The following is a 19,627-nucleotide window of genomic DNA, read 5'->3' on the forward strand; positions in this document are numbered from 1 at the left end:
ATGGCGCAGAAGATCATCCGCGTCGGCAACCTCCAGATCGGCAACGAGCTGCCGTTCGTGCTGTTCGGCGGCATGAACGTGCTGGAGTCGCGCGACCTGGCCCTCAAGGTCTGCGAGGAGTACGTGCGGGTCACCGAGAAGCTCGGCATCCCCTACGTGTTCAAGGCCAGCTTCGACAAGGCCAACCGCTCGTCGATCACCTCCTTCCGCGGCCCGGGCCTGGAAGAGGGCATGAGGATCTTCGAGGAAGTGAAGAAGACCTTCGGCGTGCCGGTGATCACCGACGTCCACGAGCCGTACCAGGCGGCGCCGGTGGCCGAGGTCTGCGACATCATCCAGCTGCCGGCCTTCCTGTCGCGGCAGACCGACCTGGTGGTGGCGATGGCCAGGACCGGCGCGGTGATCAACATCAAGAAGGCCCAGTTCCTCGCCCCGCAGGAGATGAAGCACATCCTGCGCAAGTGCGAGGAAGCGGGCAACGATCAGCTGATCCTCTGCGAACGCGGCTCCTCGTTCGGCTACAACAACCTGGTGGTCGACATGCTCGGCTTCGGCATCATGAAGTCGTTCGAGTACCCGGTGTTCTTCGACGTGACCCACGCCCTGCAGATGCCGGGCGGCCGCGCCGACTCCGCCGGTGGCCGTCGCGCCCAGGTAACCGACCTGGCCAAGGCCGGCATGAGCCAGGGCCTGGCCGGGTTGTTCCTCGAGGCCCATCCGGACCCGGACCAGGCCAAGTGCGACGGTCCCTGCGCGCTGCGCCTGGACCGGCTCGAGCCGTTCCTCGCCCAGCTCAAGGCGCTGGACGACCTGGTCAAGAGTTTCCCGCCGATCGAGACTGCCTGAAGGTCGTTCGATCCGCTAAAGTGGCGGGCGCCCACGACGGGTGCCCGATCCGTTTCTCCCGGTGGGCGCGGGCAGGGCAGTGACGCCCTTCCGTGCCCACTTGTATGTCAAACCCTCTGGAGTGCTACCAGCAATGGCAAAAATCGTCGACATCAAAGGCCGTGAGGTCCTGGATTCCCGCGGTAACCCGACCGTAGAAGCCGACGTGATCCTCGACAACGGCATCATCGGCAGCGCCTGTGCGCCGTCCGGTGCTTCCACCGGCTCGCGCGAAGCGCTGGAGCTGCGTGATGGCGACAAGAGCCGCTACCTGGGCAAGGGCGTGCTGAAGGCCGTGGCCAACGTCAACGGCCCGATCCGCGAGCGCCTGCTGGGCATGGATCCGGCCGAGCAGAAGGCTCTGGACCTGGCGATGATCGAGCTGGACGGCACCGAGAACAAGGCCAGCCTGGGCGCCAACGCCATCCTCGCCGTGTCCCTGGCTGCCGCCAAGGCCGCCGCCCAGGCCAAGGGCGTGCCGCTGTACGCGCACATCGCCGATCTGAACGGCACTCCGGGCGTCTACTCCATGCCGGTGCCGATGATGAACATCATCAACGGCGGCGAGCACGCCGACAACAACGTCGACATCCAGGAGTTCATGGTCCAGCCGGTCGGCGCCAAGACCTTCGCCGACGCCCTGCGCATGGGTGCCGAGATCTTCCATCACCTCAAGGCCGTGCTGAAGGCCCGTGGCCTGAACACCGCCGTCGGTGACGAGGGCGGCTTCGCGCCGAACCTGGCTTCCAACGAGGACGCCCTGGCCGCCATCGCCGAAGCCGTGGCCAATGCCGGCTACAAGCTGGGCGAGGACGTCACCCTGGCCCTGGACTGCGCCTCCTCCGAGTTCTTCAAGGACGGCCAGTACGATCTGGAAGGCGAAGGCAAGGTGTTCAGCGCCGAAGGCTTCGCCGACTACCTGGCCGGCCTGACCCAGCGCTACCCGATCATCTCCATCGAGGACGGCATGGACGAGTCCGACTGGGCCGGCTGGAAGGTGCTGACCGACAAGATCGGCGAGAAGGTGCAACTGGTCGGCGACGACCTGTTCGTCACCAACACCAAGATCCTCAAGCGCGGCATCGAGGAGAAGATCGGCAACTCGATCCTGATCAAGTTCAACCAGATCGGTTCGCTGACCGAGACCCTGGAAGCCATCCAGATGGCCAAGGCCGCCGGCTTCACCGCGGTGATCTCGCACCGCTCCGGCGAGACCGAGGACAGCACCATCGCCGACCTGGCCGTGGGTACCGCCGCTGGCCAGATCAAGACCGGCTCGCTGTGCCGCTCCGACCGCGTCTCCAAGTACAACCAGCTGCTGCGCATCGAGGAGCAACTGGGTGCCAAGGCACCGTACAAGGGCCGCGCCGAGTTCTGCGGCTAAGCTGTCTGTTGTCGGCCGGGCCGCCCCAGGGCGGCCGGCCGGCAACGGTTATCGCGCACTGAGGGCTGACTCGGATGCAAAGGGCCCACTGGCTGATCGTCGTACTCCTCCTGCTCCTGGGCGGCCTGCAGTACCGTCTCTGGTATGGCGATGGCAGCATCACCCAGAACCGCCAGCTGACTGCGCAGATCGAGGCGCAGAAGGCCGAGAACGAGCAACTGCTCGAGCGCAATCGCATCCTCGAGGCCGAAGTGGTGGAGCTCAAGCGCGGCATGGAAACCGTCGAGGAGCGTGCCCGCCATGAACTCGGCATGCTCAAGGAAGGCGAAACCCTCTACCTGCTGAGCCAATGAGCCTGACTCCTCTCCCCGAATTCTGGGCCGTCATCCCGGCGGCCGGGGTGGGCGCGCGCATGCGCGCCGACCGTCCCAAGCAGTACCTGCGTCTCGGCGAGCGCACGGTGCTGGAGCATACCCTCGACTGTTTCCTCGACCACCCGACCCTCCGGGGGCTGGTGGTGTGCCTGGCGGAGGACGATCCGTACTGGCCGGGCCTGGCCTGTACCGGCGATCCGCGCATCGCCCGCGCTCCGGGGGGCTGCGAGCGGGCCGACTCGGTGCTCAACGGTCTGCTGCACCTGCTGACCCTCGGCGCCCGCGAGGACGACTGGGTGCTGGTCCACGACGCGGCGCGTCCCAACCTGTCGCGCGACGACCTCAACCTGCTGCTCGGCGAGCTGGCCGAGGATCCGGTCGGCGGCCTGCTGGCGGTGCCGGCGCGCGATACCCTCAAGCGCGCCGGCAAGGACGGCCGGGTGCGCGAGACCATCGATCGCAGCGTGATCTGGCAGGCCTATACCCCGCAGATGTTCCGTCTCGGCCAGCTGCACCGCAGCCTGGCCGACGCCCTGGTGTCGCGCGCGAACATCACCGACGAGGCTTCCGCCCTGGAGTGGGCCGGCCATGCGCCGCGGCTGGTCGAGGGGCGCGCCGACAACCTGAAGATCACCCGCCCGGAAGACCTGGAATGGCTGCGTCAGCGCTGGTCCGGGCGCTGAGGCGGACGGCCGGCGTTGTCCGGGTGCCGGCACTGCCTGCCGATTTTCCTGTGCGGCCTATGCTTTACCCTGCGGTCCCCTTCCGAAGGTGGGCGGGGGCTGGCAGGGAGCGCAGGGCATTGCTAGTTTTGCGTCCCCCCGATGGGGCGTGTCCTTGCGGTATTTCGTTCTGTTCAACTGGAATTGATCATGTCTCTCGTGAAACCTGCAGCTTTGTTCGTGTGTGTGGCGCTGGCCGGCTGTGCCGGCAAGACCGATTCGACCGCCTCCGCGCTGAAGGAGGGCGGGGCAAAGCCGGGAGCGGCACAGCAGGTGGCCCAGGCCGACAAGGCCAAGGCGCCGGCGGTCAAGCCGGCCGCTGCCGTGCCTGCCAAGGCGGAAGGCAAGCCCGAGGCGGCCGCGCGCAAGGTCGCCGAGGCACCGGCCGAGAAGGCCGAGAAGAAGCTGGCCGCGGCTGGCAAGGAAGAGAAGGGCGGCTGGTGGCCGTTCGGCGGCAAGGACAAGGCCGAGCAGAAGTCCGCCGAAGATAAGGTGGCGAAGAAGCCCGAAGCCGCCAAGGTCAGCCAGGCCTGGCTGGATGACCACGAGAAGCGCCTGCGCGCCGCCGTGGCGGGCAGCAAGTTCGAGGTCGAGCGGCGTGGCGACGTGCTGGTGGTGGTGGCGCCGGTGGATCCCTCGTTCAACAAGGATCGTCCGCACATGCTGCTGCCGGTGACCCTCGGCCCGCTGACCCGGGTGGCCAAGCTGGTGGAAAGCGACCCGCTCAATGCCGTGCTGGTGCTCGGTCACAGCGATGCCGGCAAGGATGCGGCGCTCGACCGCAAGTTGAGCCTGGAGCGTGCCCAGGCGGTGGCCTCGATCTTCCGCATGAGCGGACTGCGCAGCGATCGCCTGCTGCTCAAGGGGGTCGGTGCGGACAAGCCGCGGGCGACCAACGACAGTGCCACCGGCCGCGCGCAGAATCGCCGCATCGAGCTGCTGCTGACCCGCCGCGACAGCCTGTCGGCCGTGCTGGCGCAGGCCAGCCGCTGAGGAGTGCGCCGGTCTTGCCGCCGGTCAGTGGCGGCGAGGTCGGCCGGTGGTTAAGTTAGCCATGTTCATTGCCCAAGGAGTTCTGCCATGACCCAGTCGCTTGCCGACATGCGTCGCGACTACACCCGGGATGGTCTGTCCGAGGAGCAGGCGCCGCTGGAGCCGTTCGCCCTGTTCCACCGCTGGTTCGCCGAGGCGGTGCAGACCGAGCAACTGCCGGTGGAGGCCAATGCGATGACCCTGGCTACCGTCGACGCCGAGGGGCAACCGCACTGTCGCGTGTTGCTTCTCAAGGCGCTCGATGAGCGCGGTTTCACCTTCTTCACCAACTACGACAGCGCCAAGGGCGAGCAGCTGCTGGGCAATCCGCGCGCCGCCATGACCTTCTTCTGGCCGGCGCTGGAGCGCCAGGTGCGCATCGAAGGGCGGGTGGAGCGGGTGACCGCGGAGGAGTCGGATGCCTACTTCAAGGTCCGCCCGCTGGGCAGCCGGCTGGGTGCCTGGGCCTCGCCGCAGAGTCGGATCATCGACGGTCGTGGCGAACTCGAGCGGCTGCTGGCCGAAACCCAGGCGCGCTTCATGGAGACTGCGCCGCACTGTCCCGAGCACTGGGGCGGCTACCGCCTGCTGCCGGAGCGCATCGAGTTCTGGCAGGGGCGCCCCAGCCGTCTGCATGATCGGCTCAACTATCGCCTCGAACAGGGCGCCTGGGTGCGCGAGCGCCTGGCGCCCTGAACTCCGCTGTCAGCGGGCGGTCGGATATTCGGCGGCGGCCTGCGCCAGCCAGGCTTCCAGCGCCTTGCGCTTGACGCGCCGGGCCTGGGCTTCCTGCAGGCGCTCGAGCATGTAGGCGCGCTTGGCCGGGTCGTCACCGCCGAAGGACAGGGCGAGGTCGCGGTCGGTCCAGCGCCGGATGCGCCTGTACAGCCACCAGTGGAAGTACAGACCGGTTACAGTAGTAATGAAGATGATGAAGTAGTCCATGTCGGGCTCCGTGGAAAGCGTGCCCACCCTAGCCGATCGGGGCGTGGTGGAAAAGCGCCGCCGGAGCCGGTGGGACCACAGGCAACCTGGAGAGCAGTCATGCGTAGATCGGCAGTATTCCTGAGTCTGGCCGTTGCGGCCCTCGCGGCGGGAGGCTGCGCCTCGAACCTGGGGGGCGACGTGTACACCCGCGACGAGGCGCGTGCCGTGCAGACGGTGCGCATGGGGACCATCGTTGCCCTGCGCCCGGTGCGCATCGAGGGGACCAAGACGCCGATCGGCGCCGGCGCTGGCGCCGTGGTCGGCGGTATCGGCGGCAGCACCGTCGGTGGCGGTCGCGGCAGCGCGGTCGCGGCGGTGATCGGTGCGGTGGCCGGCGGTCTCATCGGCGCGGCGACCGAGGAGGGTTTTACCCGCACCCAGGGCGTGGAGATCACCGTGCGCGAGGATGACGGCACCATGCGTGCCTACGTGCAGGAAGTTTCCGAGGGCGAGATCTTTCGCGTCGGCGAGCGTGTTCGCGTGCTGACGGTCAACGGCACCAGCCGCGTCGCCCACTGACATCCGCTTTTCCGGACGCCCATGCGGTTTGCGGGCGTTCCCGGCCGCCAGCCGCAGCAGCTCACGCAGCCGCTGCGCGGTTCCTTTCCCTCCCGTGACGCTCAGTCGCGCGCGCCGCCCAGTGCGGCGCAGCCTTCGAGCGGAGCCTCTTTGCCCAGGCGCAGACGTGCCTGCAGGTGGCTGAGGGTGCCGCTCATGCTGTCCTCGCAGCGTCCCGGCGTCAGCCACAGCTCGACGCGCTGGCCGTCCGCTTCGCTGGAAAAGCTCAGGCGACCCTCCGGCAGGCTCTCCTCCAGATAGGGCAGGGCCAGCGGCGCGCTGTCCGGCCGCTCGAGCACCATGCCGCGGGTGGTGACGCGCAGCGACCAGGCCGGCTCGTTGCCGCTGGCGCGCACGACCAGCCGCTTGAAGTCCGCCTCGCCGCACCCCGGGCCCTCGGCCTGCAGCCGGTACAGGCGCTCCACCGCGAACAGGCCGTCGCCGCTCGGGTCGGCGTCCAGCTGGCCGCCGAGATCGGCGAACAGCGGCCGCGCCGGGTCGCCCTGCAGGCGCGCGGCCGCCTCCTCCAGCCCCAACTGAGCGGCATCGAGCAGCAGCAGGTGGCGCTCCTCGCCGCAGGGGCTGAGCATCAGCATCTCGCCGGTACGTACCAGTTCGCCCTGCACGCGCACCGGCTTGGGCTGCGGGGCCTCGGACGTCCACGGCAGCCACTGGCAGCCGGCGAGCAGGGAAGCCAGGCCGAGGGCTGCGGGTGCAATACGCATGTCTAGTCTCCACTCCAGAATGCGCCACACGGTAATCGCCGGCATCGCCGACCACAAGCCGCCGGCGGGGCCGAACGCGCATTTTCACAATCGCCCGGTGCTGTCAATAGCGTCGGGCTGGCCAAACCCCGCGGACCATGCTAAAACCACTAGGAACTGATCTAGCCGCTTGAAACACAAGGGAAAACCATGACCAAGTCGGAGTTGATCGAACGCATCGTCACCCATCAGGGACAGCTGTCGTCCCGTGATGTCGAGCTGGCCATCAAGACCATGCTGGAGCAGATGGCGCACGCGCTGGCCGCCGGCGACCGCATCGAGATCCGCGGTTTCGGCAGCTTCTCGCTGCACTATCGGGCGCCGCGGGTCGGGCGCAATCCGAAGACCGGCGAGTCGGTCCGTCTGGATGGCAAGTTCGTTCCCCACTTCAAGCCGGGCAAGGAGCTGCGCGACCGGGTCAACGAGCCGAGCTGACCCGGCCGGCGAGGCGCTGCCACTCCCTGTCCGAGGAGTACCCATGTACTGGATCAAACGCATCCTGGTGGCTGTAGCCGCCCTGCTGGTCGCCGCGATTACCCTGGTGTTCATCCTCGAGAACCAGAGCCACGCGCGCCTGCAGTTCATGACCCTGCAGAGCCCCGAACTGCCGGTGGCCTTCTTCGTCGCCCTGGCCTTCATCGCCGGCGGCCTGGCCGGTGTCCTGCTCAGCCTCTACCTGCGTGCCCGCCTCAAGTTCGCCCTGGCGCGCAACCGCAGCGAGCTGGGCCGCTGCCGCAAGGAGCTCGACCGCCTGCGCGAGCAGCTCGCCAGCAAGGACGCCTGAGGCATGCCCGAGCTGCTCTGGCTCGTCCTGTTCATGCTCGCCATCGGCAGCGGCTGGTGGCTCGGTCGACGCGAGCGGCAGCCGCACGTGCAGCGGCGTGGCGCCGCCGCCATCAGCAACAACCACCTGCTCGACGACCAGCCCGACGCCGCCCTGCAGCGTCTGGTCGAGGCGCTGGAGGTCAGTAACGAGACCTTCGAGACCCACCTCGGCGTCGGTCGCCAGTTCCGCCAGCGCGGCGAGCTGGCCAAGGCCACCGAGGTCCATCAGAACCTGTTGACCCGCCCCGAGCTGGGCCGCTCCCAGCAGGAGCGCGCCCAGCTCGAGCTGGCCAACGACTTTCTCTCCGCCGGCGAACTGTCCCGCGCCGAGCCCCTGCTGCAGAACCTGGTCGACAGCGGCGCCGCGGTGCTGCTGCAGGCGTTGCGCAGCCTGCTGCGCATCTACGAGCGTGAGCGCGAATGGGCCAAGGCCATCGAGGTCGGCGCGCGCCTGGCCGGCGAGGACCCGGCGGTGCGGGTGGCCACCGCCCACTATCACTGCGAGCTGGCCGAGCAGCAGTTGCGCCGGCGCGAGGCGCAGGCCGCGCGGCCGCTGCTGCTGCAGGCGCTGCGCGGCGATCCGGGCTGCGTGCGCGCCAGCCTGATCCTCGCCCGCCTCGACTGGCAGGCGGGGCATGCCGATGCGGCCATGCGCCAGCTGCTGCAGGTGGTCGAGCAGGATGCCGAGCTGTTCGCCGAGGCCCTGCCGCCGCTGCTGCAGTACGCGGCCAGCGACGAGGCGCGCCTGCGTCTCGAGCAGGTGCTGGGGCGCATCCTCGAACGCTTCGATGCGCGGCGTGCCGATCCGCTGCAGCTGGCGCTGGCCGACCTGATCGCCCAGCGCGTGGGTAGCGCGGCGGCCATCGAGCACCTGCAGCAGTGCCTGGCCCGCCAGCCGTCGCTGCCGCTGATGCTGCGCCTGCTCGACTACCAGCGCGACAGCGCGCCGGAGGCGTGCCGCGCCCAGCTGTCGCCGCTGCGCGAGGCGCTGGCCAGCCTGCTGGCCAGTGCGCCGCTCTATCGCTGCCACCACTGCGGCTTCCAGTCCCGCCAGCTGTACTGGCAGTGCCCGGCCTGCCACGGCTGGTCGACCATCCGCCGCCAGCTGCGCCCCGGCCTGGCCTAGCAGGCTGTTGAAAAAACGTAGGCGAGGCAGCCGAGGCAAGGCAAAAACGGCCGAAAAAGCGCAGTTTACGTGCTGTAAATGAGCATTTTGAGGCCGTTTTTAACGCAGCATCGGCAACGCAGGTAGTTTTTCAACAGCCTGCTAGATCGCCCCGTCCTGCTTCAGCGCGGTGATGCGCTCCGCGTCGTAGCCCAGGCGCGCGAGGATCGCCGCGGTGTGCTCGCCCAGCTGCGGGCCGATCCACTCGGTGCCGCCGGGCGTCTCCGACAGCTTCGGCACGATGCCGGGCATCCGGAACTCTTTCCCGTCCGGCAGGCGCGCCTTCTGCAGCATGTCGCGGGCGAGGAACTGCGGATCGCCGAACATGTCCTCGGCGCTGTAGATGCGGCTGGCCGGCACCTCGGCCTGCTGCAGCACCGCCAGCACCTCGTCCAGCGGCAGCGACTGCACCCAGCGGTCGATCACCCCGTACAGCTCGTCGCGCCGCGCATCGCGCCCGGCATTGTCGGCCAGGCTCGGGTCGCTGGCGAGGTCGTCGCGGTCGATGGCCAGCATGAAGCGCCGGAAGATGGCATCGCCGTTGGCGCCGATCTGCACGTGCTTGCCGTCCGCGCTGGTATGGATGGAGGAGGGCGTGATGCCGGGCATGATGTTGCCGGTGCGCTCGCGGATGAAGCCGTAGACGTCGAACTCCGGCACCAGGCTCTCCATCATGGCGAACACCGCCTCGTACAACGCCACGTCGACCACCTGGCCCTGGCCGCCGTTGACCTCGCGGTGGCGCAGCGCCATCAACGCGCCTATCACCCCCCACAGCGCGGCGATCGAGTCGCCGATGGAGATGCCGGTGCGCACCGGCGGACGGTCCTCGAAGCCGGTGATGTAGCGCAGCCCGCCCATCGACTCGCCCACCGCGCCGAAGCCCGGCTGGTCCTTCATCGGTCCGGTCTGGCCGAAGCCGGACAGGCGCACCATCACCAGCTTCGGGTTGAGCGCGTGCAGCACCTCCCAGCCGAGACCGAGCTTCTCCAGCACGCCGGGGCGGAAGTTCTCGATGACGATGTCCGCTTCGGTCACCAGCTGCTTGAGGATGGCCTGCGCCTCGGGGTGCTTGAGGTTGAGGGTCAGCGACTGCTTGTTGCGGGCCTGCACGAACCACCACAGCGAGGTGCCCTCGTACAGCTTGCGCCACTTGCGCAGCGGATCGCCGCCGTCGGGCGACTCGATCTTGATCACCTCGGCACCGAACTCGGCGCAGATGCGCGAGGCGAAGGGGCCGGCGATCAGGGTGCCGAGTTCGATGACCTTGAGGCCGGCGAGGGGTTTGGCGGGCAGGGACATGGTGGCTCCGTGGCGGCAAGGGATGGCCAAGCCTAGGCGATTGCGCGCGGCGCGGCGAGGGGCTGGAGCCCATGTGCGCGTTCTGTGCGCGGCTTGGCGAAAATCCCACATGTGAGACATGGCGATCACACATGTGATGCTCTAGCCTCAGGGCATGGACAGCAAATCGTCGGCCTACTACCAGCGTCTGTACCGCCAGCGCCTGCGCGAGCAGGGGCTGGTGAAGAAGGAAGTGTGGATACGGCCCGAGCATGCGGCGCAGCTCGCGGCCATGGAACGCAAACTGCGCCAGCCCGCCAGCGGGCTGGACTCAACGGAGGAGGGGGGTATGCACATGCCCAGGCTATGGACCACCGGCGAGCTGTACGAGGCGCTGGCGAACGTGGAACTGCTGCGCGCCGGTCGGGCCAGCATCGAGTTGCTGCAGGGGGCCGACCCCAGCCTGCACCTGACCCTGCACGACTACGGCGACCTGCCGCTGTTCGCTGCGGTGGTCGGCGAGCAGATCCTGGTCGAGGCGCTGCTCTGGCCGCAGGCCGACGTGCGCGATCCGGCCGCCTTCAACGAGGAAGTGCTGCGCACCCACAAGCTGTTCCCGCTCTCCAGCATCGCCCTGGAGACCCTGGCCGACGGCCGCTCCTGCTACCTGATGTTCGGCGCCCTCAGCGCCGCCGCCAGCCTGGCCGACGTGGTCTGCGAGATCGAGACCCTGGCCGACAACGTCATCAGGGCCACCGAGGCCTACGAGGACTTCCTGCTTCCTGCCGTCGAGGAGAGCCGCGCATGAACGTGTGGAGCAAGCTGCTGACCGCCCTGCGCGGCGGCGCCAACGAGGCGGGCGAGGCGCTGGTGGACAGCCAGGCGCTGCGCATCCTCGACCAGGAAATCCGCGACGCCGACCAGGAGCTGCGCCAGTCGCGCGAGGCGCTGGCGGAGATCATGGCCAGGCAGAAGCTGGCCAGCGAGCGGGTGGGCAAAGCCGAGGCCAAGGTCGCCGAGTACGAGCAGTACGCGCTCAAGGCGCTGGCCGCCGACAACGAGACGCTGGCCACCGAGGTGGCGGAGAAGATCGCCACCCTGGAAGCCGAGCTGGCGAGCGATCGCGAGCAGGCCGCGGGTTTCGCCGCCAGCGTCACGCGCCTGCGCCAGGCGGTCAGCCAGGCCGAGGGGCACATCAGGCGGCTCAAGCAGCAGGTCGACACGGTCAAGGCCACCGAGAGCGTGCAGCGCGCGCAGCTGGCGGTGGCCCGTCGCCACGGCGGCTCGCAGGCCAAGCTGCACACCGCGGTGGAATCGCTGGAGCGCATCAAGCAGCGCCAGGCCGAGCGCGCCGCCCGCCTGGAGGCCGAGGCCGAGCTGGCCGCCGAGCAGCCGGAGGCCAGCCTGGAAGGCAAGCTGCGCGCCGCCGGCATCGTCCCCGACAACGGCAGCGCCGCCAGCGTGCTGGCGCGGTTGAAGGACAGGGCGGCGCACGACGCCACCTGACGCTCACGCCCAGCCTCGCCGCGCGCAGTTCCACGCTGCGTGCGGCTCCTACGCTTTCACGGACGGAACACGATGGAACTCTTCCTGCACAGCGCCCTGGCGTTCCCCACCGTGCTGTTCAGCTTCCTGCTGTGCCTGGCGGTGCTCTACTGGCTGGTCGCCGCCCTCGGCATCCTCGAGGTCGACGTGCTCGACGGCGACTTCGGCCCGGACGGCGAGGGCCTCGAGCTGGAAGGTCTGGCCGGCCTGCTGCTCAAGCTGGGCCTGGGCGGCGTGCCGGTGACCCTGGTGCTGACCCTGCTGGTGTTCTTCGCCTGGTTCGCCAGCTACTTCGTCGAGCTGCTGCTGCTGCGCCACCTGCCGCTGGGCTGGCTGCGCTATCCGCTCGGCCTAGCGCTGGCGGCGGTGGCCCTGCTGCCGGCGGTGCCGCTGACCGGCGCGCTGTGCCGGCCGTTGCGCCGGCTGTTCCGCAAGGTCGAGGCGCCCTCGGCGCGTTCGCTGCTCGGCCAGGTGGCGACGGTGCGCAGCGGCACGGTCAGCCCGCGCTTCGGCGAGGCCGACCTGGACGACCAGGGCGCCGGGCTGATCCTGCGTATCCGTGCCGACGAGTCCGCGGGTTTCCGGCGCGGCGACCGCGTGGTGCTGCTGCAGTACCTGGAGGGCGAGCACGCCTACCGGGTGGTCAGCGAAGACGAATTCAAGGGCCTCTGAGCCGCCCCTCAAGGAGATGAAAACAAAATGATCGAGATTCTGATGCCCTTCCTGATCGGGGTCGGCGTGGTCTTCCTGCTGGTCTTCGGCTTCTTCGTGCTGTTCAAGGCCTTCTACATCAAGGTGCCGCAGGGCACCGCGCTGATCGTCAACGACATGTCCTCGCAGCCCAAGGTGCACTTCACCGGCGCGCTGGTCTACCCGGTGATCTACAAGAAGGAGTTCATGCAGATTTCCCTGATCACCCTGGAGATCGACCGCCGCGGCAAGGACGGCCTGATCTGCCAGGACAACCTGCGCGCCGACATCACCGTGGCCTTCTACCTGCGGGTCAACGAGACCCAGCAGGACGTGCTCAAGGTGGCCAAGGCCATCGGCGCCGAGCGCGCCTCCGACCGCGCGGCGGTCAACGACCTGTTCAACGCCAAGTTCTCCGAGGCGCTGAAGACCGTCGGCAAGCGCTTCGACTTCGTCCAGCTGTTCGAGGAGCGGCAGAACTTCCGCGACCGCATCGTCGAGGTGATCGGCAACGACCTCAACGGCTATGTGCTGGAGGACGTGGCCATCGACTACCTGGAGCAGACGCCGAAGAGCTCGCTGGACCCGACCAACATCCTCGACGCCCAGGGCATCCGCAAGATCACCGAGCTGACTGCGGCGCAGAACGTGATCACCAACGACCTGGAGCGCAACGAGGAGCTGGCGATCAAGAAGAAGAACGTCGAGACCCGCGAGGCGACCCTGGCGCTGGAGCGCCAGCAGGCCGACGCCGAGGCGCGCCAGCAGCGCGAGATCGCCACCATCCGCGCCCGCGAGCAGGCCGAGATCCTCAAGGTGCAGGAGGAGGAGCGGCTCAAGGCCGAGCAGGCGCGCATCCAGACCCAGCAGGAGCTGGATATCCGCGCCGAGAACCACCAGCGCGAAGTCGAGGTGGCCCAGCAGAACCGCCAGCGTGCGGTGGTGATCGAGGAGGAGAAGGTCACCCGTGCCCGCGAGCTGGAGATCGTCTCCCGCGAGCGCGAGGTCGAGCTGCAGCGTATCGAGAAGGAGAAGGCGCTGGAGGAGCAGCGCAAGAACATCGCCAACGTCGTTCGCGAGCGGGTGGCGGTGGAGAAGACCGTGGCCCAGGAGGAGGAGCGCATCAAGGAGGTGCGCGAGGTGTCCGAGGCCGAGCGGCTCAAGCAGGTTGCGGTGCTGCAGGCCCAGGCCGAGGCCGAGCAGGAGCTGGTGCGCCAGGTCAAGCAGGCCGAGGCCGACGAGACCCGCGCCAAGCACAAGGCCGTCGAGGTCAACGTCATGGCCCAGGCCGAACTGGAGGCGGCGGCCAAGCAGGCCGAGGCCAAGCGCAAGCTGGCCGAGGGCATCGAGGCCGAGCGCGCCGCGCCGGGTCTGGCCGATGCGCGGGTGCGCGAGGTGACCGCCGCGGCCAAGGAGAAGGAGGGGCTGGTCGAGGCGAGGGTGCTGGCCGAACAGCTGGCCGCCGAGGCCCGCGGCGAGCAGGAGAAGGGCCTGGCCCAGGCGCGCATCGTCGAGGCGCAGGCGGCGGCCAAGGAGAAGGACGGCCTGGCCGAGGCCAGGGTGCTGGAGGAGAAGCTCGGCGCCCAGGCGCGCGGCGAGGAGCAGCTGGGCAGCGCCAAGGCCAAGGCCACCAAGGACCTGGGCCTGGCCGAGGCCGAGGTGCTGCTGCAGCGCTTCAACGCCGAGGCCGAGGGCCTGGGCAAGAAGTTCGGTGCCCTCGACGAACTCAGCGACAGCGCCCGCCAGCACGAGGAGTTCCGCATGCAGCTGGAGAAGGACTTCGAGGCCTCGATGGCCGGCATCGCCGCCAATCAGGAGATCGCCAGGGAGCAGGCCGAGGTGCTGTCCGCCGCGCTGTCCAAGGCCAAGATCGAGATCGTCGGCGGGGAGGGCGACTTCTTCAACTCCTTCGCCAGGTCGCTGTCGGTGGGCAAGGCCATCGAGGGCGTGGTCGGCAAGAGCCCGGTGGTGCAGGAAGTGCTGGGCCGGCTGATGGCCGGCAAGGGCGCCGAGGCGAAGAGCGTCCCGGCGCCGGTCGACAAGACTCCGGCCTGATCCGCCGCGTTCACCGCCAACCGGCAGTTCCGGTGCAGCCCCTGCGGTCTGCACCGGAGCTGTCGTGCCCTCTTGCGTAATCTTCAGGAAGCCCAACGATGTCGGATGCCCAGGCCGCAAGCCGCGAACAGGACATGGTGGATCAGGCGGTTGCCGAGGGCGGCGCCTACGAGGTGCTGCAGCGCCGTCTGGCCGAGCAGGGCCAGCGCCTGCGCCAGGGCGTCGACGCCCTCAACGCGCAGCGCCTGGCCGAATTCGGCAGCAGCGAGATGGCGGTGCTCGGCCGGGTGCGCATCCGCACCGAGAACAACTGCATCGCCCGCGACATCGTCCAGGTCGGCGACTGCCTGCTGTTCGGCTACAACGTGTTCCTCGGCCTCAAGCAGGAAACCCGCGTCGAGGACGTGTTCTCCCTGTATCGCCTGAACCAGACCGAGGAGGGCTATGAAGCCGAGCCGCAGCCGCTGGAGGGCAGCTTTCTCGGTCAGGCCAGCTTCGTGCAGGACTTCCGCGAGCTGTACAGCTACTACAAGAACACCCGCCTGCTGCAGCTGGTGGTGCGCGACGGCAAGCTGCTGGCCAGCTTCCAGATCGGCGAGCGACTCACCGACATCCGCGTGTTCCGCTGGTCGATCGCCGTCGACGGCGGCGAGGTGCGCTACCTCGACAACCGCGGCGAGCGCGACATCGCCCTGCCGGCGCCCTACGACTTCGCCTGGCAGAAGACCACGCGCGAGATGGTGGTCAACGGCCGTCATCCGCACGTCAACATCCTCGACACGGTGTTCGTCGAGACCATCGGCGGCGACCTGACCATCAAGGTCGAGAACAACACCGAGGACGGTCTGGGCATCTACCGCGAGGCGGTGGCGGACAAGACCCAGTCGCTGGACGACGCGCAGATCGAGTTCGCCCGTCTCGGCAGCCTGATCCTGCTCAAGGTGCTGCCGTACCGCGAGGAGCAGTGGCGCTACCTGGTGTTCAACGGCCTGACCCGCCAGGTCGAGCGCATCGACGCCATCGGCCAGGCCTGCGTGCAGCTGCCCGAGGACCACGGCATCGTCTTTCCCGGCGGCTACTACCTGCAGAACGGCGAGTCGAGGACCTTCGAGCAGCCGATGGCCGGCATGCGCTTCAAGCGCGCGGTGCGCTCGCCCAACGGCGAGGACGTGCTGTACGTGTTCTACCAGCCGGAGGAGGGCCGTTCGGCGCTGTTCACCTACAACCTGATCGAGCGCCAGCTGCACAGCCCGATCTTCGGCCACGGCTACGCGCGCCTGGAGGACGGGCGCATGGTGATCTTCGCCGCCGAGGGCAACGAGCCGACGCGCATCCACCCGATGCAGATCTGGCAGACGTCGTTCGCCAGCGACGAGTTCGCCGCCCGCCAGCCGCCGCGCAGCGGCTTCCTCGGCCGCATCGGCAACGCCGAGCTGGTGCGCGGGGTGTCCGAGCTGCGCAACCTGTGCCGCGAGATCGACGCCCAGTCGGTGTCGGTGCAGCGCTACGGCCAGCTGTGCCAGAGCGTGCGCCGGCTGTTCGACGCCTACCACTGGCTGGGCGCCGCCGAACTCGGCGAGCTGGCGCCGCTGCTGCGCGAGATCGCCGCCACCGCCGAGCGGGTGCTCGACGAGTTCGAGAAGGTCGAGAGCATCCGCCAGCAGTCGGCGCGCGCCATGGCAGAGGCCGAGACCCGCCAGCAGGCGCTGCTCGCCGGCCTGCACGTCGACAGCTGGGATACGGTGGCGGCCTTCGTCGAGGCGCTCAACGCGCTGACCGCCCAACGCGGCCTGCTGCTGACCATCCGCGACTACCGCTACATCGACGTGGCGCGCATCGACACCATGGAGGCGGCGCTGCTCGAGGCGCAGGCGCGGGTCGCCGCGGCCACAGCGCGCTTTCTCGCCGGTGCGCAGGCGCTGCAGCCCTACGCCGCGCGCCTGGCCGAGCTGGACGGCGCGGCGCAGCAGGCGGCCAGCGTCGCCCAGCTGGCCGAACCGCTGGCCGGCCTGCAGGCGATGGCCACCGACCTGGACATGCTCTCCAACCTGATGGCCAGCCTGGCGATCGACGACGCCACCGAGCGCACGCGCATCGTCGAGGCGATCTCCGAGCTGTACGCCCGCCTCAACCAGGCACGCGCCCGCGCCGAGCAGCGCCGCAAGGGCCTCGGTTCGGCGGAGACGGTCGCCCAGTTCGGCGCCCAGTTCAAGCTGTTCGGCCAGGGCATCACCAGCGCCCTCGGCCAGGCCAGCGATCCCGAGCGCTGCGACGAGCAGCTGGCGCGCCTGCTGCTGCAGCTGGAGGAGCTGGAAAGCCGCTTCGGCGAGCAGGAGCAGTTCCTCGCCGACATCCTCGCCAAGCGCGAGGAACTGCTGGAGACCTTCGAAAGCCACAAGCAGGCGCTGCTCGACGAGCGCCAGCGCCGCGCCCAGGGCCTGCAGGAGGCCGCACGGCGCATCCTCGACAGCCTGGCGCGGCGCACCGCGCGTCTGGCGAGCATGGAGGAGCTCAACGCCTTCTTCGCCGCCGACCCGCTGATCCTCAAGCTGCGCGAGCTGGCCGAGCGCCTGCGCGAGCTCAAGGACAGCGTCAAGGCCGACGACCTGGAAGCGCGCCTCAAGGGCGCTCGCGACCAGGCGGTGCGCGCCCTGCGCGACAAGAGCGAGCTGTTCGAGGAGGGTGGCAACCTGATCCGCCTCGGCCGCCACCGCTTCAGCGTCAACAGCCAGGAACTGGACCTGACCCTGCTGCCGCGCGGCGAGCAGCTGTGCCTGCACCTGACCGGCACCGACTTCATCGAGCCGCTGGTCGATGCCGAGCTGGAGGGACTGCGCGCCTTCTGGCAGGCCAGCCTGGAGTCGGAATCGGCCGAGCTGTACCGCGGCGAATACCTGGCCGGCGAAGTGCTGGCCGCCGCCGAGCGCGGCGAGGGCGGCCTCGATCTGGATCGCCTCAAGCTGCTGCTCGCCCAGCCCGAGGCGCTGGTGCGCGCGGTGCGCGAGTTCGCCGCGCCGCGCTACCGGGAGGGCTACGAGAAGGGCATCCACGACCAGGACGCCGCGGCGATCCTCGCCCGCCTGCTGCCGCTGACCGCCAGCGCCGGGCTGCTGCGCCACGCGCCGCTGCCGCGCGCCTTCGCCTGCCTGTGCTGGGAGCGTCTGTGCGATCAACCGCAGCCGGCACAGTGGCCAGAGCGGGCGCGCAGCAGCCGGCACATCCGCCAGCTGTTCGGCCGCGACGACGGCCTGCGCAGCCTGCAGGGCGAGATCGCCGCCGCGCTGCAGGCCTTCCTCGCCGAACAGCCGCTGAACCTGGACGCGGCGGTGGTGGCCGAGGCCGCCGAGTACCTGGTGCAGGAACTGGCCGCCGAGCGCATCGAGTTCACCTTCAGCAAGTACGCCCGCCAGCTGCAGGAAGGTTTGCGCGCGCGGCTCACCGAGGCGCGCATGTGGGACGACTACCGCCAGGCGCTGGCGCGCCTGGGCGAGCGCCCGGCGGCGCAGTGGACGCTGGCGCTCGACTGGCTGCACGGCCTGTGCGGCCAGGCCGAGTTCGCCGCGCTGGCCGCCTACGCACCCGAGGCGGCGGCGCTCGAGCTGCTCGGCGAGGAGCTGCCGCGGCGGGTCACCGAGGTCGACCTGCGCTTCACGGTGGAGGGCCTGCTCGGCGAGCACCCGCGCATCCAGGAACAGCGGCTGGAGCTGGCCCTGGACGAGCTGTTCGCCCGCCTGCGCGCGCACCGCGAGCACTACCTGCCGGGCCTCACCCGCTACCAAGCGCTGCGCCAGGCGGTGATCGCCCGCGAGCGCGCCGCGCTGCGCCTGGCCGAGTTCAAGGCCCGTCCGCTCAGTTCCTTCGTGCGCAACAGGCTGATCAACGACGTCTACCTGACCTTCATCGGCGACAACCTGGCCAAGCAGATGGGCAGCGCCGGGGAGAACAAGCGCAGCGACCTGATGGGCCTCTTGATGCTCATCTCGCCGCCCGGCTACGGCAAGACCACCCTGATGGAGTACGTCGCCCACCGCCTCGGGCTGATCTTCATGAAGATCAACGGCCCGGCGCTCGGCCACGAGGTGCGCTCGCTCGACCCGGCGCAGGCCCCCGACGCCACCGCCCGCCAGGAGCTGGAGAAGCTCAACCTGGCGCTGGAGATGGGCAACAACGTGATGCTCTACGTCGACGACATCCAGCACACGCACCCGGAATTCCTGCAGAAGTTCATCTCGCTGTGCGACGGCACTCGGCGCATCGAGGGGGTGTGGAAGGGCCGCACGCGCACCTACGACATGCGCGGCAAGAAGTTCTGCGTGGTGATGTCCGGCAACCCCTACACCGAGTCCGGCGAGGTGTTCCGCATCCCCGACATGCTGGCCAACCGCGCCGACATCTACAACCTCGGCGACACCCTGGGCGGCATGCAGGAGGCCTTCGCCCTCAGCTACATCGAGAACGCGCTGACCTCCAACCCGGTGCTGGCACCGCTGGCCACCCGCGAGATGGCCGACCTCTACCGCCTGGTGGCCAGGGCCGAGGGCCGCGAGTTCTCCGCCAACGAGCTGTCGCACGCCTACAGCGGCGCCGAGCTGGACGAGATCACCGCCACCCTGCAGCGCCTGATGCAGGTGCGCGACGTGGTGCTGCGGGTCAACCAGCAGTACATCGCCAGCGCCGCCCAGGCCGACCAGTACCGCAGCGAGCCGCCGTTCAAGCTGCAGGGCAGTTACCGCAACATGAACAAGATGGCCGAGAAGATCAGCGCGGTGATGAACGACGAGGAACTGCTGCAGCTGATCGCCGACCACTACCAGGGCGAGGCGCAGTTGCTCACCACCGGCGCCGAGGAGAACCTGCTCAAGCTCGCCGAGCTGCGCGGCAACCTGACGGCCGAGCAGGCCGCGCGCTGGGAGCAGATCCGCGCCGATTTCCAGCGCAACAAGGCCATGGGCGGCGGCGAGGCCGACGTCGGCGTGCGCGTGGTGGCGCAGTTGCGCGACCTGGCCGACGCCGTGCAGGGCCTCGGCGCCGCCGCCGCGCCGGTGCCCTGGGCCGAGCTGCTCGCCCGCCTGCAGGCGCTGGCCGAACAGCGCCCGCACATCCAGGTGGCGTCGGCGCCGCAGCCGGACTTCGCCGCGCTGCTCGAGGGACTGGCGCAGTCGCTGCAGGCCAGCTTCCTGCCGCTGATCCAGACCATCGAGAAGAAGGGCGACATCGGCCTGCGCATCCACAAGCACCTGCACGAGCTGTCCCGCGACATGCGCGAACTGGGCCTGCGCCGCGCGCGCCTGCCGGGCGGCGAGGTGGCGGATGCGCCGGCGGGCTGAGGCCCGGCACTGGCGAGACCGCGACCGGAGCGC

Annotated in this window: 18 protein-coding genes; 15 read left to right on the forward strand and 3 right to left on the reverse strand. The window is 69.3% G+C overall.

Annotation, left to right across the window (positions count from 1 at the left end; all coding sequences use genetic code 11):
- The 6 genes from kdsA to pdxH all read left to right on the forward strand — a co-directional run bounded on the left by kdsA (position 1) and on the right by pdxH (position 5,093).
- A complete protein-coding gene (kdsA, locus tag SK095_RS00230; RefSeq protein ID WP_201486125.1) occupies positions 1-846 on the forward strand; it encodes a 3-deoxy-8-phosphooctulonate synthase in 846 nt (281 codons plus the stop codon).
- Between the two features lie 133 nt (positions 847-979).
- Positions 980-2,269 (forward strand): phosphopyruvate hydratase, encoded by a 1,290-nt coding sequence (gene eno, locus SK095_RS00235; protein ID WP_320547503.1) that lies wholly within the window; start codon positions 980-982, stop codon positions 2,267-2,269.
- Positions 2,270-2,343: 74 nt separating this feature from the next.
- A complete protein-coding gene (locus SK095_RS00240; RefSeq protein ID WP_136489110.1) occupies positions 2,344-2,622 on the forward strand; it encodes a septum formation initiator family protein in 279 nt (92 codons plus the stop codon).
- On the forward strand, positions 2,619-3,326 hold the full coding sequence (ispD, locus tag SK095_RS00245) for a 2-C-methyl-D-erythritol 4-phosphate cytidylyltransferase (RefSeq protein WP_320547504.1): 708 nt from the start codon (positions 2,619-2,621) through the stop codon (positions 3,324-3,326). The genes SK095_RS00240 and ispD overlap by 4 nt, the downstream gene beginning before the upstream one ends.
- Positions 3,327-3,515: 189 nt before the next feature.
- Complete coding sequence (locus SK095_RS00250; RefSeq protein WP_320547505.1) at positions 3,516-4,358, forward strand: OmpA family protein; 843 nt, start codon at positions 3,516-3,518, stop codon at positions 4,356-4,358.
- An 87-nt stretch (positions 4,359-4,445) separates the two neighbouring features.
- The gene (pdxH, locus tag SK095_RS00255; protein ID WP_136489113.1) at positions 4,446-5,093 is read left to right on the forward strand and encodes a pyridoxamine 5'-phosphate oxidase; all 648 of its coding nucleotides are present in this window, start codon (positions 4,446-4,448) and stop codon (positions 5,091-5,093) included.
- Positions 5,094-5,102: 9 nt separating this feature from the next.
- Here pdxH and SK095_RS00260 read toward each other — a convergent pair whose 3' ends face one another.
- A complete protein-coding gene (locus SK095_RS00260) occupies positions 5,103-5,342 on the reverse strand; it encodes a hypothetical protein (RefSeq protein ID WP_136489114.1) in 240 nt (79 codons plus the stop codon).
- 99 nt (positions 5,343-5,441) lie between these two features.
- Between SK095_RS00260 and SK095_RS00265 the strand changes: the two genes are divergently transcribed.
- A complete protein-coding gene (locus SK095_RS00265) occupies positions 5,442-5,903 on the forward strand; it encodes a glycine zipper domain-containing protein (protein ID WP_136489115.1) in 462 nt (153 codons plus the stop codon).
- Positions 5,904-6,004: 101 nt separating this feature from the next.
- Here SK095_RS00265 and SK095_RS00270 read toward each other — a convergent pair whose 3' ends face one another.
- Positions 6,005-6,667, reverse strand: a complete 663-nt coding sequence (locus SK095_RS00270) for a hypothetical protein (protein WP_320547506.1) — start codon at positions 6,665-6,667, stop codon at positions 6,005-6,007.
- 189 nt (positions 6,668-6,856) lie between these two features.
- Between SK095_RS00270 and ihfB the strand changes: the two genes are divergently transcribed.
- The 3 genes from ihfB to SK095_RS00285 are packed head-to-tail and all read left to right on the forward strand — an operon-like array spanning position 6,857 to position 8,657.
- Positions 6,857-7,141 carry an integration host factor subunit beta gene (ihfB, locus tag SK095_RS00275; RefSeq protein WP_136489117.1) on the forward strand — a complete coding sequence of 95 codons (285 nt, stop codon included), beginning with the start codon at positions 6,857-6,859 and terminating at the stop codon, positions 7,139-7,141.
- A gap of 43 nt (positions 7,142-7,184) precedes the next feature.
- The gene (locus SK095_RS00280; protein ID WP_168772487.1) at positions 7,185-7,490 is read left to right on the forward strand and encodes a lipopolysaccharide assembly protein LapA domain-containing protein; all 306 of its coding nucleotides are present in this window, start codon (positions 7,185-7,187) and stop codon (positions 7,488-7,490) included.
- Between the two features lie 3 nt (positions 7,491-7,493).
- The gene (locus SK095_RS00285) at positions 7,494-8,657 is read left to right on the forward strand and encodes a tetratricopeptide repeat protein (RefSeq protein ID WP_136489119.1); all 1,164 of its coding nucleotides are present in this window, start codon (positions 7,494-7,496) and stop codon (positions 8,655-8,657) included.
- Positions 8,658-8,798: 141 nt separating this feature from the next.
- Here SK095_RS00285 and SK095_RS00290 read toward each other — a convergent pair whose 3' ends face one another.
- Positions 8,799-9,998, reverse strand: coding sequence for a CaiB/BaiF CoA transferase family protein (locus tag SK095_RS00290; protein ID WP_136489120.1), 1,200 nt, complete (start codon positions 9,996-9,998; stop codon positions 8,799-8,801).
- Between the two features lie 154 nt (positions 9,999-10,152).
- On the opposite strand from SK095_RS00290, the gene SK095_RS00295 reads away from it, so the two are divergent.
- The 5 genes from SK095_RS00295 (at position 10,153) to SK095_RS00315 (ending at position 19,594) form a co-directional block, all read left to right on the forward strand.
- On the forward strand, positions 10,153-10,785 hold the full coding sequence (locus SK095_RS00295) for a YjfI family protein (RefSeq protein ID WP_201486130.1): 633 nt from the start codon (positions 10,153-10,155) through the stop codon (positions 10,783-10,785).
- Positions 10,782-11,483: a PspA/IM30 family protein gene (locus tag SK095_RS00300; protein ID WP_320547507.1), complete on the forward strand. Its 702-nt coding sequence runs from the start codon at positions 10,782-10,784 to the stop codon at positions 11,481-11,483. Before SK095_RS00295 ends, SK095_RS00300 begins: the two co-directional genes overlap by 4 nt.
- A 72-nt stretch (positions 11,484-11,555) precedes the next feature.
- Positions 11,556-12,194 (forward strand): OB-fold-containig protein, encoded by a 639-nt coding sequence (locus SK095_RS00305; protein ID WP_320547508.1) that lies wholly within the window; start codon positions 11,556-11,558, stop codon positions 12,192-12,194.
- Positions 12,195-12,221: 27 nt separating this feature from the next.
- Positions 12,222-14,267: a flotillin family protein gene (locus SK095_RS00310; RefSeq protein WP_320547509.1), complete on the forward strand. Its 2,046-nt coding sequence runs from the start codon at positions 12,222-12,224 to the stop codon at positions 14,265-14,267.
- A 98-nt stretch (positions 14,268-14,365) separates the two neighbouring features.
- Positions 14,366-19,594, forward strand: a complete 5,229-nt coding sequence (locus tag SK095_RS00315; RefSeq protein WP_320547510.1) for a DNA repair ATPase — start codon at positions 14,366-14,368, stop codon at positions 19,592-19,594.
- The last annotated feature ends 33 nt before the right edge of the window (positions 19,595-19,627 follow it).

The sequence above is a fragment of the Pseudomonas sp. AN-1 genome (assembly GCF_034057115.1).
In the GTDB taxonomy this organism is placed as follows: Bacteria; Pseudomonadota; Gammaproteobacteria; order Pseudomonadales; family Pseudomonadaceae; genus Geopseudomonas.

Excerpts from the sequence above, each read along its gene's own strand:
- kdsA (WP_201486125.1), top strand. The coding sequence starts at position 1 with ATGGCGCAGAAGATCATCCGCGTCGGCAACCTCCAGATCGGCAACGAG.
- eno (WP_320547503.1), top strand. The coding sequence starts at position 980 with ATGGCAAAAATCGTCGACATCAAAGGCCGTGAGGTCCTGGATTCCCGC.
- SK095_RS00240 (WP_136489110.1), top strand. The coding sequence starts at position 2,344 with ATGCAAAGGGCCCACTGGCTGATCGTCGTACTCCTCCTGCTCCTGGGC.
- ispD (WP_320547504.1), top strand. The coding sequence starts at position 2,619 with ATGAGCCTGACTCCTCTCCCCGAATTCTGGGCCGTCATCCCGGCGGCC.
- SK095_RS00250 (WP_320547505.1), top strand. The coding sequence starts at position 3,516 with ATGTCTCTCGTGAAACCTGCAGCTTTGTTCGTGTGTGTGGCGCTGGCC.
- pdxH (WP_136489113.1), top strand. The coding sequence starts at position 4,446 with ATGACCCAGTCGCTTGCCGACATGCGTCGCGACTACACCCGGGATGGT.
- SK095_RS00260 (WP_136489114.1), bottom strand. The coding sequence starts at position 5,342 with ATGGACTACTTCATCATCTTCATTACTACTGTAACCGGTCTGTACTTC.
- SK095_RS00265 (WP_136489115.1), top strand. The coding sequence starts at position 5,442 with ATGCGTAGATCGGCAGTATTCCTGAGTCTGGCCGTTGCGGCCCTCGCG.
- SK095_RS00270 (WP_320547506.1), bottom strand. The coding sequence starts at position 6,667 with ATGCGTATTGCACCCGCAGCCCTCGGCCTGGCTTCCCTGCTCGCCGGC.
- ihfB (WP_136489117.1), top strand. The coding sequence starts at position 6,857 with ATGACCAAGTCGGAGTTGATCGAACGCATCGTCACCCATCAGGGACAG.
- SK095_RS00280 (WP_168772487.1), top strand. The coding sequence starts at position 7,185 with ATGTACTGGATCAAACGCATCCTGGTGGCTGTAGCCGCCCTGCTGGTC.
- SK095_RS00285 (WP_136489119.1), top strand. The coding sequence starts at position 7,494 with ATGCCCGAGCTGCTCTGGCTCGTCCTGTTCATGCTCGCCATCGGCAGC.
- SK095_RS00290 (WP_136489120.1), bottom strand. The coding sequence starts at position 9,998 with ATGTCCCTGCCCGCCAAACCCCTCGCCGGCCTCAAGGTCATCGAACTC.
- SK095_RS00295 (WP_201486130.1), top strand. The coding sequence starts at position 10,153 with ATGGACAGCAAATCGTCGGCCTACTACCAGCGTCTGTACCGCCAGCGC.
- SK095_RS00300 (WP_320547507.1), top strand. The coding sequence starts at position 10,782 with ATGAACGTGTGGAGCAAGCTGCTGACCGCCCTGCGCGGCGGCGCCAAC.
- SK095_RS00305 (WP_320547508.1), top strand. The coding sequence starts at position 11,556 with ATGGAACTCTTCCTGCACAGCGCCCTGGCGTTCCCCACCGTGCTGTTC.
- SK095_RS00310 (WP_320547509.1), top strand. The coding sequence starts at position 12,222 with ATGATCGAGATTCTGATGCCCTTCCTGATCGGGGTCGGCGTGGTCTTC.
- SK095_RS00315 (WP_320547510.1), top strand. The coding sequence starts at position 14,366 with ATGTCGGATGCCCAGGCCGCAAGCCGCGAACAGGACATGGTGGATCAG.